Here is a 12768-nt window from a genome sequence, read left to right as displayed (position 1 = left end):
TAATGAATTAGAAGCCGGTAACTGCTTTGTAAATCATGGACATGGCAATGAAAGCTAGCAGCAGTGCAAAAATGCGCTTGATCTTTTTGACAGGCAGGGTGTGCGCCAGTTTTGCACCATAAGGGGCAAATAGCACGCTCATCACTGCCACGCAGGCCACAGCGGGCAAATAAACATAGCCTAGGGACCCAGCTGGCATGCCTTGCAAGTGTTGTCCGTTGATTACGTAAGCGGCACTTGAAAACACGGCAATCGGAAAACCCAAGGCAGCTGATGTTGCCACCGCATTGCGCAGGTTGATGTTGCTCCACACCATGAAGGGCACCGACAGAAACCCACCTCCGGCGCCTACAATTGCCGAGGCTGCTCCAATTACGCCACCCACAGCCGCAAGACCTGTTTTTCCCGGCAAAGTGCGGCTTGGTTTGGGTTTCTTGTCGGCATACATTTGGTAAGCGGAAAAAATAACAAAAGCACCGAATACCAAGGCCAGTTCTTTGGTAGGTAAGTAAGACACCACTTTCGATCCAATAAACCCACCGATGAGAATACCTGGGGTGAGGAACTTCACGATGTCCCACCGCACCGCGCCAGCCTTGTGGTGAGCACGCATGCTCGAAATGCTGGTAAACATGATGATGGCCAGTGAGGTGGCAATGGAGGAGTGCACCACATGCTCGACGGGCACGCCCTGGCTAACCATCAGGAAAGTGAGAAAGGGCACCAGCAGCATGCCGCCACCAATGCCCAACAAGCCAGCCAACACGCCGCTGACTACACCCAAAACAAGCAGTGAAACTATAAAAACCGGATCGAACATGGTGATTAAATTTTTTTTGGTTTGAATCTGGACAGAATAAAAAAAGAGGCGACTGAACATAGGTTCAATCGCCCCGGTGTGGGGGTCTCTGCCGATGCCATACTGGCCCGATCCCTGAACCTAAGGTTCAAGTGGGTCGCAGTATTAGGGTCTTTAGGTTTCCCTGACAAAGAGGGAATCACACCGACCCTGAAAAGTCCGCAACCGGGATCACAGATATTGGTTCACGGAATACTGACCAATACAGACACGGCAGAGATAAAACAAAATTCTTTATTCGAACAAGTCGGCATTCTTGGGCTTGCCAGCAGCCGCATTGTTCAGGCTGCCATCAACCATTTGTTCGATAGCCTCGATTTTACGCTCAATCGTCTCAATGTCCAGTCCTAAAACAGGGTTGGAAGGGTTACTACCAACGAGCGATTCATGCGCGATTTGTAAGGCCGCCATGACTGCGATTTTATCAAGCCCGACCACCTTACCAGTGTTGCGGATGCTAGACATTTTTGTTTCTACAATATTGACAGCTTGCTGCAAGGCTGCGCGTTCTTCGGGCTTGCAGGCAATGCGGAATTCCCGGCCCATGATTTTTACGTCAAGTGCTTCCAATTATTCCTCCGAGTTCAATTCAAGTTCAGGGAACCATTGATTCAGCATTTGGTTGATTTGACCTTGTGCATGATTCACTTTTTTGTGAAGCAATTCATTTTCTCGGCGCAGGGCTTCAATTTGTTCCTTGGCCGACTTGTTGTCGAAGCGGCTCTGCTCAAGGGCTTTGGCCAGGCTGGACACTTTGACTTGAAGTTCGTCGAGTTTCGCAAGCAGTGATTGCGTCATTGGCTGGCTCCATCTTCGGGTAATAGTTCCCGAGGGTTGCTGTTGTTGGTATTTTAACTTGACTATACAGTTGCTTACGGCAATCTACTACAGTTTCGCTTTAGGTTAAAACAAAGTTTTCAAGCCCAACACGTCTTGCATGTCAAACAAACCTTTTTCATGACCAATCAAAAACTGGGCTGCCCGAATTGAGCCTTGTGCATAAGTCATGCGACTTGAAGATTTGTGCGTAATTTCAATACGCTCGCCAATGCCGGCAAATAGTACAGTGTGGTCGCCCACAATATCGCCACCACGAATGGTCGAGAAGCCGATGGTGCCGGCCTTGCGCTCGCCGGTAATGCCTTCCCGGGCGAAAACGCCTACGTCTTGAAGATCAACCCCCAGGCCCTTGGCAACCACTTCGCCCATGCGCAATGCAGTGCCCGAAGGGGCATCTACTTTTTTGCTGTGGTGGGCTTCGATGACTTCGATGTCGTAGCCTTGTGACAAAATTTTTGCAGCCACTTCCAGCAGTTTGAATGTGGCGTTTACGCCAACCGCCATATTGGGAGACCACACCATGGCCACTTTCTCGGATGCTTTTTTCAGCGCTTCCAGTTGTTTCGGTTCGAACCCTGTGGTGCCAATCACGGCCTTCACGCCGTGTTTCTCGCACAAGGCCAAGTGGTGCAAAGTGCCCTCGGGGCGGGTGAAGTCGATTAACACATCGGCATTGACGAGGGCGGTGTCCGCATTGTCGGTAACCAGTACTCCCGATGAAATACCCATGAAGTCGCCAGCATCTCGACCAATGCTGGGTGAACCAGCTTGATCAAAAGCACCGGCGAGTTCGCAGTCGGGGTGGTTCAAAATGGCTTCGATCAATGTTTTGCCCATGCGCCCACTGGCGCCGGCAATTGCAATTTGAATTGGCTTGGTCATGGCTATTTATTTAAGTACGGGTGCGCGTTCTGTGCCGCCCACTGCAGATTCAGAATCCTTGATGTCTTCGGCTGGTTTTTCCGAGGGCAAGGGTTCCGTCGGCACTTTGGTGGTGCTGTCTGGGCCCAACAAATCGGTTGGGCTGGCAGGCAGGTTTTCACCACCATGGCGGGCCACTCGTTCATTCTCGAAAATCACGGTGTAACGTGATTGTGTGGTTTGTCCACCAGCGCGCATCAAACGGTAAACGTAGTCCCAGCGGTTGGCGTGGAAGGCGTCATTCAACAAGGGTGTGCCCAGAATAAAGCGCACCTGCTCTTTGGTCATGCCCACTTGCAGTTTGGCCACGTCTTGCTGGGTAATGAAGTTACCCTGCTGAATATCAAACTTGTAGGGTTTGACGAAAGAGGGGACGTAGTTGTCCGGAATGATTGAACACGCGGAAACCCCTAGGGCCATGGCCGAGCAAAGAATCAAATTCAGTCGTAAAATACGCATTGTTTTGTGAATTCGCATGTGAAGTGGGAACAGAGTACCTTATTCGGTGCGCTAACATGTCCTGCAAAGGCGTTATCATAAGCTACTTGAACTCGATTAAGCCTCAGAATGGTACCAAACTCATGACTACAGCAACGGATCTCAAAAGCATTGGTTTAAAGGCAACGCTGCCACGAATGAAAATTCTGGAATTGTTCCAGAGCGGGCAACATCGTCACCTGAGTGCTGAAGACGTTTACAAACTGCTGCTGCAAGAAGACCTGGACATCGGTCTGGCCACGGTTTACCGGGTTTTAACGCAATTTGAACAAGCCGGTTTACTGGCTCGCCAGCACTTTGAGACGGGCAAATCGGTGTTTGAGTTGAATGAAGGCGCTCACCACGACCATTTGGTGTGCGTGCAGTGCGGCAAAGTAGTGGAGTTTTTTGACGAGGAAATTGAGCGTCGCCAAAAGATGATTGCCAAAGACCGTGGGTTTGAACTTCACGATCATGCACTTTCTCTTTACGGTTCATGTACCAAAAAAGACTGCGAAAACAGGCGCAAATAATCAGGCTTTGGTAAAGCGCACCCGACAGTGAAGTCAACCATTGGCCGAGGCAATCATTTCATGCGCAGCAGTGCGCGTGGCCTCGGTGATCACTTGACCGCCCAGCATTCTTGCGATTTCTTCCACCCGGGCTTTGGCCTCCAATTGCACAATCTTTGAGCGTGTCGTTTGTGCAGAAATGTCTTTGCTGACTTGAAAATGGTTGTGACCCTGTGCTGCTACTTGAGGTAGGTGGGTTACGCATAACACTTGTTTTTTTGCGGCCAATAGGCGGAGGTATCGCCCTACAGTTTCAGCAACAGCGCCACCAATGCCGCTGTCCACCTCATCGAAAATCAGGGTGGGTACAGGCGTACTTTCAACGGTATTCACGGTAATCGCCAGGCTGATACGCGCAAGTTCGCCACCTGAGGCCACTTTCTGAATGGCTTGGGGCGTAACGCCCGGATGCCCAGCCACTCGGAATTCAATGTTGTCGCTGCCTTTGATCGAGGGTTCACCTTTGGCCACATCAACTACAAACACGCCACCTTGCATGCTGAGTGTTTGCATGGATTCAGTCACGCGTTTTGACAAGGCCTGAGCAGCCTTTTTGCGCGCTGTACTAAGCAGATCGGCTTGTGTTTCATAGGCTTGCCGCGCGGTGGCCAATTCCTTCTGCAGCTTTTCTATATCGAAACCTTCCTCAAGCCCCTTGATTTCGGCTTGTACACTTTCCATTTCCGTGTGCAGTGTTTCCGGCTGAATGCGCAGTTTGCGGGCGGTTTCATGCCAAAGCGACATGCGTGCTTCCACTTCAGCCAGTGTGTCTGGGTCCAGGTCGCTGTGTTTCAGGTAATTGCCCAAATCGTAGCTGGCTTCCCGAATTAATATTTCGCCCTCAGACAGTGTTTTGACCACGCCTTCAAGCGCTGGGTCCCGGGTACTTAAGTGGCTAAGCTTTTCAATGACCTGGGTAAGTTGGTCAAGCAGGGCATTTTCATTTTGCGATAGCACATCACTTGCGTGTTGCGTGCCCTCGATCAATTCTGCGCCATGGCTTAAGCGGTCGAAGTCGCCGCTCAGGGTTTCCCATTCGCCAGCCTTCGGTGCCACTTTGCTCAGTGAGTCCAGTTTCCATTGCAAATTTTCAAGGCGCGCTGCCCGGTCTTCCTGGCTGCTTTGGGCCTGTTTCAGGGATTTTTCCGCATTTTTCAATCGGGAGTAAATTTGGGTAGTGGCCTGGACAAGGTCGCCGTGTTGGCCGAAGTCGTCCAGCAAGCGCAGTTGCTCCCCAGGCTTTGCAAGCGTTTGAAACGCGTGTTGCCCGTGAATGTCGATCAATGTTTCAGACAATTCTTTTAGCGTGCTGGCAGGCACCGGCGTCCCGTTGATGTAGGCTTTTGACCTGCCATTCGATTCAATGGCCCGGCGAAGGTGCATTTCGCCCTCGCTGCAGTCAATAGATTGTTCATCGAGAATGGCTTTGGCCGCAGGGTTCAACTCGAATACCGCTGTGATATTGGCGCGTTCGCAACCTTCCCGAACTTGCGATGCATCGGCTCGCGCGCCCAAGCACAGCGACAGCGCATCAATCAAAATGGACTTGCCCGCGCCAGTTTCTCCGGACAACACCGACATGCCTGGGGCGAAATGCAAATCGAGTTTATCGACAATAACGAAATCTTGAATGGTCAAACTACTTAGCATGGCCGCTGTCTCTGAGTCCTCGAGTTTTGTGGGGGGCTTCCGTGGGGCTTGCACTCCAGTGCAATTTTTGCCTTAACATGGCGAAGTAATCATATCGTGCCGGGTGCAAAAGCTGGATAGGGTGTGGTGACACCTTGATCCGTATTTGATCACCCACTTTGGCGCGGCCATTGAACTGCATGTCAAAGTGCACGCCGGTCTGCTTGCCGCCAGTTACAAAAATATCAATTGTGCTGTGTTGGGGCAGGGCGATTGGCCGGTTGGTCAACGCATGGGGCGCAACAGGCACAATCAAAAGGCCTGCAAGGCTTGGGTGCAGAATTGGCCCATCGGCAGAAAGCGCGTAGGCTGTTGATCCCGTGGGGGTTGACACAATCAGGCCGTCCGCACGCAGGTCGTACATAAATGTACCATCAACTTCTACACGCAGTTCAACCATGCCGCCCACGATACCGCGGCTGATCACGATGTCATTTAAGGCAATGTGATTCTGTACCACTTTGCCTTCACGCATGATTTGACCTTGCAAGTAGGCACGGGATTCTGATACCGATTGGCCTTTAATTGTATCAATCAAGGTCGGGTTGATGTCGTCCAAGCGAATGTCGGTGAGAAATCCCAGGCGGCCCTGATTAATGCCGATCAAGGGAATGTTGCAGTCGGCTAATTCTCGGGCTGTGCCCAGAAAAGTGCCGTCGCCACCAATGATGACCGCAATTTTCGCCTTTTTTTTGATCAGGGCCAAATTGGCAAATTCAAAGTTGGCTTCATCACATTCAGGTTTTGATTTTCTCGAAGAACCGCTGCTCAACATGGAATCGCACACCAGCACATGGAAGGCGTTGGCGGCCAGTAGGTCAACCACACTTCGCCAAATGGCCTGTTTTGGGGAGGCGCCATGTTTGGCAAACACAGCAATGCACATCCCTTTCTGTTTCGGCATTCTTGATTCCCTGTTTTTGTCGTAAAGTGAAGCCTTGGTGTTAATCCTAAGCCCAATCGTATCGCAACACGCATTTGAAGTGACATTGATGATAGACGAACGCGCCCGTTCCATATTGAAAACATTGGTTGAAAGGTACATCACAGAGGGCAACCCGGTGGGTTCGAGGGCTTTGTCCAAGTATTCGACGCTCGATTTAAGCCCGGCCACTATTCGAAATGTGATGGCTGACCTTGAAGAACTGCGCCTGGTGGTATCGCCCCACACTTCGGCGGGTCGAGTGCCCACGCCTCAGGGGTACCGCATGTTTGTTGACTCTCTGCTTACCGTAAAACCTTTAGCAATCGATGTGCAATCCGCCCTAAGCGGAGGAATTCTACGTGAGGACCCTAACCGTGTTTTAAACAAGGCAGTGAACTTGCTTTCCAGTTTGTCCTCTTTTGCCGGGGTGATTACAGCGCCGAAAAAGGCGGCTTTGTTTCGACACGTGGAATTTTTAAGTTTGTCGGATAGAAAGGTGTTGCTGATTATCGTGACACCCGATGGTGATGTGCAAAACAGAATATTGATTGTCGAGAAGCCTTACACACAAAGCGAATTGACCATGGCGGCGAATTTCTTCAACCAGCATTTTGCAGGTTTGAGTTTTCAGCAGGCCAAACAGAGGTTGTCGGAAGAGCTCCACCAAATTAGCCAGGATATTAGCAAATTGATGCAAGCTGCCGTGAATGCGGGTACAGAATCTGAGGAAAGCCAGGCCGATGGTGTGTTGCTGTCGGGAGAGCGAAAGCTGCTGGATGTATCGGATTTGTCGACGGACATGGAGCGCCTGAAAAAAATGTTCGGTGTGTTTGAACAACGCACTGCGTTGTTGCGCCTGCTTGAAAGCTCCAACAGGGCCGAAGGTGTGCAAATTTTCATCGGTGGTGATTCTAGCCTGGTGCCCATGGAGGAGATGAGCGTGATCTCGGCGCCTTACCATGTGAACGGTGAGGTGGTTGGCACTCTGGGCGTGATTGGCCCTACACGCATGGCCTACGAGCGGTTGATTCCGATTGTGGATATCACATCGAAGCTGGTTTCTTCGGCTTTGTCGGATCCGGAGTAGGGTGAGCCACCCCGGCAGTCAGCTTTGGGTATACTTTCAGCCTTGATGTTCATTAGGTAGTATCCATGCGCACCGAAGCTCCATTTCGTCACGGCACGCCCCAGAAAACCGCGGTTTTACTCGTTAACCTTGGCACTCCAGACAATGCAGATACACCATCGCTTCGGCGTTATTTGAAGGAATTTTTGTCTGACCCACGTGTGGTTGAAATTCCCAAGCTGGTGTGGTGGATCATTTTGAACTGCATTATTTTGCAGATTCGCCCCAAAAAATCCGCAGCCAAGTACGCCACGGTGTGGACTGACGAGGGCTCGCCTCTATTGGCGATTGGTAAAAGGCAGGTCAAGGTGCTTAGCGAAGCTTTCAAGGCCCGGCGCTGGGATGTTCGTGTTGATTTGGCGATGCGTTATGGCAACCCCTCCGTGGCCAGTCGAATGGATCAGCTTCGCAAAGATGGTTATGACCGTGTGCTGGTGTTTCCTCTGTATCCTCAATATGCGGCGGCCACTACTGCGTCGGTGTTTGATGCGGTGTTTGACTGGGCCAAGCCGGTGCGCAACATTCCCGAATTACGTTTGGTGAAGCACTATCACGATCACCCGGCTTATATCCATGCCCTGGCTGAGAGCGTGCGTAAGCACTGGCAAGTCAATGGGCGCCCGAATTTTGATCAGGGTGATGTGCTGTTGTTCAGTTTTCACGGTGTGCCTGAAATGACCTTGCTCAAGGGCGACCCTTACCATTGCGAGTGTTACAAAACTGCGCGCTTACTGGGCGAGGAACTGGGGCTTCAAAAGGGCAATTACAGGGTTACGTTCCAAAGCCGGTTTGGCAAAGCCAAATGGCTGGAGCCATACACCGATAAAACCCTGGAAGCCTTGGGGCAGGTTGGTACCAAGCGTATTGATGTGATGTGCCCAGGTTTTATGGCCGATTGCCTTGAAACGCTGGAGGAAATTAATCAGGAAGGCCGGGAAGACTTTCAGCATGCGGGGGGAGGCGAGTTTCATTACATTGCCTGCCTGAATGACAGCGAGCTGGCCGCGGCCATGCTGTCCGAAATAACCGCGCAGCACATGCAGGGCTGGCCAGTCGACATGGGTTACGAAGAATCCATGGCACAGGAACTTGCCGAGAGTCGAAAATTGGCGCTTGAAATGGGCGCGCAATAAGTTTCTGTCAACAATTCAGCGTAATTCTGCGTATTTCTACTTTTTGGGCTTGAATTTCGCGTTCAAGCCCTCATTTACCGCCAAGAGTAGGGGCGACCGGTAAAGGCCTGTCGCCTCTTTTGAATTTTAATGGAGGAAAAGACATGTCAGAACCCACTGGAAAGCCGGCCACGGACGAACAAACGTCTGCCCAGGCACCAGAAGGTCAGCAGCAAGGCGCGCAGACCCAAAATGAGACTGAACAGGCTGTTCAGCAAGAAGCGCCCCAAGACGAAATCTCTGTGCTGAAGGCAGCATTGGAAAATGCACACCACGAGGTGGAGAAATCCCGAGAGGTGTATTTGCGCCTGGCTGCCGACATGGAAAACCTGCGCCGCCGCACTCAAGAAGACGTGGCCAAGGCACACAAGTACGCGATTGAATCGTTTGCTGAATCCTTGGTACCCGTTCGCGACAGTCTTGAAATGGCACTGGCTGTAGAAAACCAGACCCCGGAAGCATTGAAAGACGGCGTTGCTGCAACCCTTCGTCAACTGGAAGCTGCATTTGAGCGTGGCAGGGTGATGGTGCTTAACCCCGTGGGAGAAAAGTTTAATCCCAATCAGCACCAGGCGGTGGCCATGGTGCCGGGAAATTCCGTTGAGCCCGCTGTTGCGCCCAACCATGTGGTGGCGGTGTTGCAAAAGGGTTATTTGATTAATGACCGTGTGTTGCGACCCGCTTTGGTCTCAGTTGCACAATAGGCAGCGCAATAAATTTTTGAAGCTGGGTTGAAAAACCCCTTGAACTGAAGGGCTTTAGCCCCATATCAGCTTTAACCGAATATTACTGAATTTAGAAATCACGGAGAAATTCATGGGAAAGATTATTGGCATTGACTTGGGTACCACCAATTCTTGCGTTGCGGTATTTGAAGGCGGTGGTTACAAAGTGATCGAAAACTCGGAAGGTGCGCGTACAACCCCTTCCATCATCGCTTACATGGAAGATGGTGAAATTCTGGTGGGTGCACCCGCCAAGCGCCAGGCCGTGACCAACCCCAAAAACACCTTGTATGCGGTGAAGCGTTTGATTGGTCGCAAGTTTGAAGACGCCGAAGTACAGAAAGACATCGACATGATGCCTTTTTCTATCATGAAAGCTGACAACGGCGACGCATGGGTTAGCGTGCGCGATCAAAAACTGGCGCCCCCACAGGTGTCGGCCGAAGTGCTGCGCAAAATGAAAAAAACTGCGGAAGACTACTTGGGCGAAGAAGTAACCGAGGCCGTGATTACAGTGCCGGCTTATTTCAATGACAGCCAGCGCCAGGCGACGAAAGACGCCGGCCGTATTGCCGGCCTGGACGTAAAGCGCATTATTAACGAACCTACCGCAGCCGCTTTGGCTTTTGGTATGGACAAGGCTGAAAAAGGCGACCGCAAGATTGCAGTGTACGACTTGGGTGGTGGTACCTTCGACGTGTCGATCATTGAAATTGCCGACATCGACGGCGAGAAGCAGTTTGAAGTGCTCTCTACAAACGGTGACACTTTCCTGGGCGGTGAAGATTTTGACCAGCGTATTATTGACCACATCATCGACGAGTTCAAAAAGAACAATGGCGTTGATTTGTCGAAAGACCCAATCGCTTTGCAGCGTATCAAGGCTGCAGCCGAGCGCGCGAAAATTGAATTGTCTTCCTCGCAGCAAACGGAAATCAACGAGCCCTACATTGCGATGGCCAACGGCGCACCCGTGCACCTGACCACCAAGCTGAGCCGCTCCAAGCTGGAAGCGCTGGTTGAAGACCTGATTGCCCGCACCGTTGAGCCCATGAAAATGGCCTTGAAGGATGCAGGTGTGTCCACTTCACAAATTGACGACATCATTTTGGTGGGCGGTATGACCCGCATGCCCAAAGTACAGGAAGCGGTTAAAAACTTCTTTGGCAAAGAGCCCCGCAAAGACGTGAACCCCGACGAAGCAGTGGCTGCTGGTGCCGCAATTCAGGGTTCCGTATTGAGTGGTGATCGCAAAGACGTGTTGTTGCTGGACGTGTCACCGTTGTCTTTGGGTATTGAAACCATGGGCGGCGTGATGACCAAGATGATCGAGAAAAACACGACCATCCCGACCAAGTTCAGCCAAGTGTTTTCAACCGCGGATGACAACCAGCCTGCCGTAACCATCAAGGTGTTCCAGGGTGAGCGCCAGATGGCCAACGACAACAAGAGTTTGGGTGAATTTAACCTGGAAGGTATTCCACCCGCGCCACGAGGCGTGCCGCAGATTGAAGTGACCTTTGACATTGATGCCAACGGTATTTTGCATGTGTCTGCAAAAGACAAAGGCACCGGCAAAGAGAACAAGATTGTGATTAAGGCCAACTCTGGTTTGAGTGAAGATGAGATCCAGAAAATGGTGAAAGATGCCGAGGCCAATGCGGCCGATGACGCCAAGCGCCGTGAGTTGGCGGAGGCCAAGAACCAGGCAGATGCACTGGTGCATAGCACCCGCAAGTCGCTGGGCGAGTATGGCGACAAACTGGAAGCTGGTGAAAAAGAAAAGATTGAAGCGGCATGCAAGGCTTTGGAAGAAGCTGCCAAGGGCGAAGACAAAGACGCCATTGATGCACGCACCAAAGAATTGGCCGAGTCAGCCCAGAAATTGGGCGAGAAGATGTACGCAGACATGCAGGCCCAACAAGCTGCAGAAGGAGCCGCGGCAGGTGCAAACCCAGGTGGTGCTGAGCAGCAGGCCTCTTCCAAGAAAGACGATGCTGACGATGTAGTAGATGCAGACTTCAAGGAAGTGAAAGACAAGTAATGTTGGCAGCGAGGCGCCTTTGTGGGTGCCTCGCCAAAAACCAAGGGCACACTGGCTGGCTGCATCTGTTGCGGTTTTTCAGTGAAGCCCTTTTTGTACGAATAAAAGCAGTGTTTCGCGAACGGCTGCATGAATTGAGACTGACATGGCAAAACGGGACTTCTACGAGATTTTGGGTGTACAAAAAAATGCCACGGACGATGAGCTGAAAAAAGCCTATCGAAAAATGGCCATGAAGTATCACCCCGACCGCAACCCAGACAGCAAGGATGCGGAGGCCAAGTTCAAAGAGGCCAAAGAAGCCTATGAGATGTTGACTGACCCCAAGAAACGTGCGGCCTATGACAGACACGGCCATGCGGGTGTGGACCCCAATATGGGTGGCGGCGGTGCAGGTGGCTTCTCGGATTTCTCAGATGCCTTCGGCGATATTTTTGGTGATATTTTTGGTGGCCGCGCAGGCGGTGGTGCTTCTCGCCAGTCGCAGATGTACCGTGGTTCAGACCTGAAATACAACATGGAAATTACGCTGGAGCAGGCGGCCAAGGGTTTTGATACCCAAATCCGCGTGCCGGTGTGGGACAACTGCGGTACTTGCTCTGGAAGTGGTGCCAAGCCGGGCACCAAGCCTGAAACCTGTTCTACCTGTGGTGGATCGGGTGCTGTGCGCATGACCCAGGGTTTTTTCAGCGTGCAGCAAACCTGCCCGAAGTGCCATGGCACCGGCAAGATGATTCCGCACCCATGCCACGACTGTGAAGGTTTGGGTCGCAAGAAGACCAATAAAACCCTGGAAGTGAAGGTGCCCGCCGGTATCGACGATGGCATGCGCATTCGCTTGAGTGGCAAGGGCGAGCCTGGTGTGAATGGTGGCCCCGCTGGTGATTTGTACGTGGAAGTACACCTGAAAGAGCATGCAGTTTTCCAGCGTGATGGTGATGACTTGCATTGCGAGATGCCGGTTTCATTTGCTGCTGCTGCGTTGGGCGGCACCATTGAGGTGCCCACTTTGGGAGGTAAAGCGTCATTTGATATTCCTGAAGGTACGCAAACAGGTAAAACATTCCGTTTGCGTGGCAAGGGCATCAAGGGTGTGCGTTCATCCTACCCGGGTGATTTGTTCTGCCACATTGTGGTGGAAACACCGGTGCGTTTGTCTGAGCGTCAAAAAGAACTGCTCAAGGAGTTTGAGCAGTCTTGTACAGCCGATGGTGACAAGCACTCACCAAGGGCTAAGGGCTGGATGGACAAGGTAAAGGACTTTTTCGGCTAAGCCAGCCGTTTGATTTGGCTTGCGGCTAGTGATCTTTGCGGTTTCGGTGCTACACCACCTTGCCTCAGCAATACTTCTCAATCCGGCTTGATGCCTCTGGCTTGCGGCATGCGAAACGCTTAAGCATCTTCGCATCGGTTCCTGG

13 protein-coding genes and 1 other RNA gene are annotated in these 12768 nt (G+C 51.7%); 6 read left to right on the top strand and 8 right to left on the bottom strand.

What is annotated here, in order from left to right; genetic code table 11:
- Positions 1-7: 7 nt before the first annotated feature.
- The 6 genes from PY990_RS09100 to PY990_RS09075 form a co-directional block, all read right to left on the bottom strand.
- Positions 8-880 carry a sulfite exporter TauE/SafE family protein gene (locus PY990_RS09100; protein ID WP_275271337.1) on the bottom strand — a complete coding sequence of 291 codons (873 nt, stop codon included), beginning with the start codon at positions 878-880 and terminating at the stop codon, positions 8-10.
- A gap of 21 nt (positions 881-901) precedes the next feature.
- A non-coding RNA gene (gene ssrS / locus PY990_RS09095) (6S RNA) lies at positions 902-1082 on the bottom strand.
- A gap of 11 nt (positions 1083-1093) precedes the next feature.
- The gene (locus PY990_RS09090; protein WP_105029388.1) at positions 1094-1429 is read right to left on the bottom strand and encodes a cell division protein ZapA; all 336 of its coding nucleotides are present in this window, start codon (positions 1427-1429) and stop codon (positions 1094-1096) included.
- Complete coding sequence (locus PY990_RS09085; RefSeq protein ID WP_193976771.1) at positions 1430-1657, bottom strand: hypothetical protein; 228 nt, start codon at positions 1655-1657, stop codon at positions 1430-1432.
- Between the two features lie 105 nt (positions 1658-1762).
- Positions 1763-2581: a 4-hydroxy-tetrahydrodipicolinate reductase gene (dapB, locus tag PY990_RS09080; RefSeq protein WP_275271336.1), complete on the bottom strand. Its 819-nt coding sequence runs from the start codon at positions 2579-2581 to the stop codon at positions 1763-1765.
- Between the two features lie 6 nt (positions 2582-2587).
- Positions 2588-3079, bottom strand: a complete 492-nt coding sequence (locus PY990_RS09075) for an outer membrane protein assembly factor BamE (protein WP_275271335.1) — start codon at positions 3077-3079, stop codon at positions 2588-2590.
- Positions 3080-3201: 122 nt separating this feature from the next.
- On the opposite strand from PY990_RS09075, the gene fur reads away from it, so the two are divergent.
- Positions 3202-3630 carry a ferric iron uptake transcriptional regulator gene (gene fur, locus PY990_RS09070; protein ID WP_105029386.1) on the top strand — a complete coding sequence of 143 codons (429 nt, stop codon included), beginning with the start codon at positions 3202-3204 and terminating at the stop codon, positions 3628-3630.
- Positions 3631-3663: 33 nt separating this feature from the next.
- Here fur and recN read toward each other — a convergent pair whose 3' ends face one another.
- Both recN and PY990_RS09060 read right to left on the bottom strand, forming a co-directional pair.
- Positions 3664-5319 (bottom strand): DNA repair protein RecN, encoded by a 1656-nt coding sequence (recN, locus tag PY990_RS09065; RefSeq protein ID WP_275271334.1) that lies wholly within the window; start codon positions 5317-5319, stop codon positions 3664-3666.
- Complete coding sequence (locus tag PY990_RS09060) at positions 5309-6262, bottom strand: NAD(+)/NADH kinase (protein WP_275271333.1); 954 nt, start codon at positions 6260-6262, stop codon at positions 5309-5311. Before PY990_RS09060 ends, recN begins: the two co-directional genes overlap by 11 nt.
- A 91-nt stretch (positions 6263-6353) precedes the next feature.
- Between PY990_RS09060 and hrcA the strand changes: the two genes are divergently transcribed.
- From hrcA to dnaJ, 5 genes are all read left to right on the top strand, one after another.
- Positions 6354-7370, top strand: a complete 1017-nt coding sequence (gene hrcA, locus PY990_RS09055) for a heat-inducible transcriptional repressor HrcA (RefSeq protein ID WP_168427070.1) — start codon at positions 6354-6356, stop codon at positions 7368-7370.
- Between the two features lie 65 nt (positions 7371-7435).
- Complete coding sequence (hemH, locus tag PY990_RS09050) at positions 7436-8542, top strand: ferrochelatase (protein WP_275271332.1); 1107 nt, start codon at positions 7436-7438, stop codon at positions 8540-8542.
- Positions 8543-8685: 143 nt separating this feature from the next.
- Positions 8686-9285 (top strand): nucleotide exchange factor GrpE, encoded by a 600-nt coding sequence (gene grpE / locus PY990_RS09045; RefSeq protein WP_275271331.1) that lies wholly within the window; start codon positions 8686-8688, stop codon positions 9283-9285.
- A 112-nt stretch (positions 9286-9397) separates the two neighbouring features.
- Positions 9398-11350, top strand: coding sequence for a molecular chaperone DnaK (gene dnaK, locus PY990_RS09040; protein ID WP_275271330.1), 1953 nt, complete (start codon positions 9398-9400; stop codon positions 11348-11350).
- A gap of 145 nt (positions 11351-11495) precedes the next feature.
- Positions 11496-12623, top strand: coding sequence for a molecular chaperone DnaJ (gene dnaJ, locus PY990_RS09035; RefSeq protein ID WP_105029379.1), 1128 nt, complete (start codon positions 11496-11498; stop codon positions 12621-12623).
- The last annotated feature ends 145 nt before the right edge of the window (positions 12624-12768 follow it).

Source organism: Limnobacter olei, assembly GCF_029087225.1.
GTDB classification, from domain to species: domain Bacteria; phylum Pseudomonadota; class Gammaproteobacteria; order Burkholderiales; family Burkholderiaceae_B; genus Limnobacter; species Limnobacter olei.
The sequence above is the reverse complement of the archived record's forward strand: the minus strand, read 5'-3'. Positions and strand labels throughout refer to the sequence as shown.

What these genes read in the sequence shown, in the direction of transcription:
- PY990_RS09100 (WP_275271337.1), bottom strand. Translation starts at nt 880, where the DNA reads ATGTTCAGTCGCCTCTTTTTTTATTCTGTCCAGATTCAAACCAAAAAA.
- PY990_RS09085 (WP_193976771.1), bottom strand. Translation starts at nt 1,657, where the DNA reads ATGACGCAATCACTGCTTGCGAAACTCGACGAACTTCAAGTCAAAGTG.
- dapB (WP_275271336.1), bottom strand. Translation starts at nt 2,581, where the DNA reads ATGACCAAGCCAATTCAAATTGCAATTGCCGGCGCCAGTGGGCGCATG.
- PY990_RS09075 (WP_275271335.1), bottom strand. Translation starts at nt 3,079, where the DNA reads ATGCGTATTTTACGACTGAATTTGATTCTTTGCTCGGCCATGGCCCTA.
- fur (WP_105029386.1), top strand. Translation starts at nt 3,202, where the DNA reads ATGACTACAGCAACGGATCTCAAAAGCATTGGTTTAAAGGCAACGCTG.
- recN (WP_275271334.1), bottom strand. Translation starts at nt 5,319, where the DNA reads ATGCTAAGTAGTTTGACCATTCAAGATTTCGTTATTGTCGATAAACTC.
- PY990_RS09060 (WP_275271333.1), bottom strand. Translation starts at nt 6,262, where the DNA reads ATGCCGAAACAGAAAGGGATGTGCATTGCTGTGTTTGCCAAACATGGC.
- hemH (WP_275271332.1), top strand. Translation starts at nt 7,436, where the DNA reads ATGCGCACCGAAGCTCCATTTCGTCACGGCACGCCCCAGAAAACCGCG.
- grpE (WP_275271331.1), top strand. Translation starts at nt 8,686, where the DNA reads ATGTCAGAACCCACTGGAAAGCCGGCCACGGACGAACAAACGTCTGCC.
- dnaK (WP_275271330.1), top strand. Translation starts at nt 9,398, where the DNA reads ATGGGAAAGATTATTGGCATTGACTTGGGTACCACCAATTCTTGCGTT.
- dnaJ (WP_105029379.1), top strand. Translation starts at nt 11,496, where the DNA reads ATGGCAAAACGGGACTTCTACGAGATTTTGGGTGTACAAAAAAATGCC.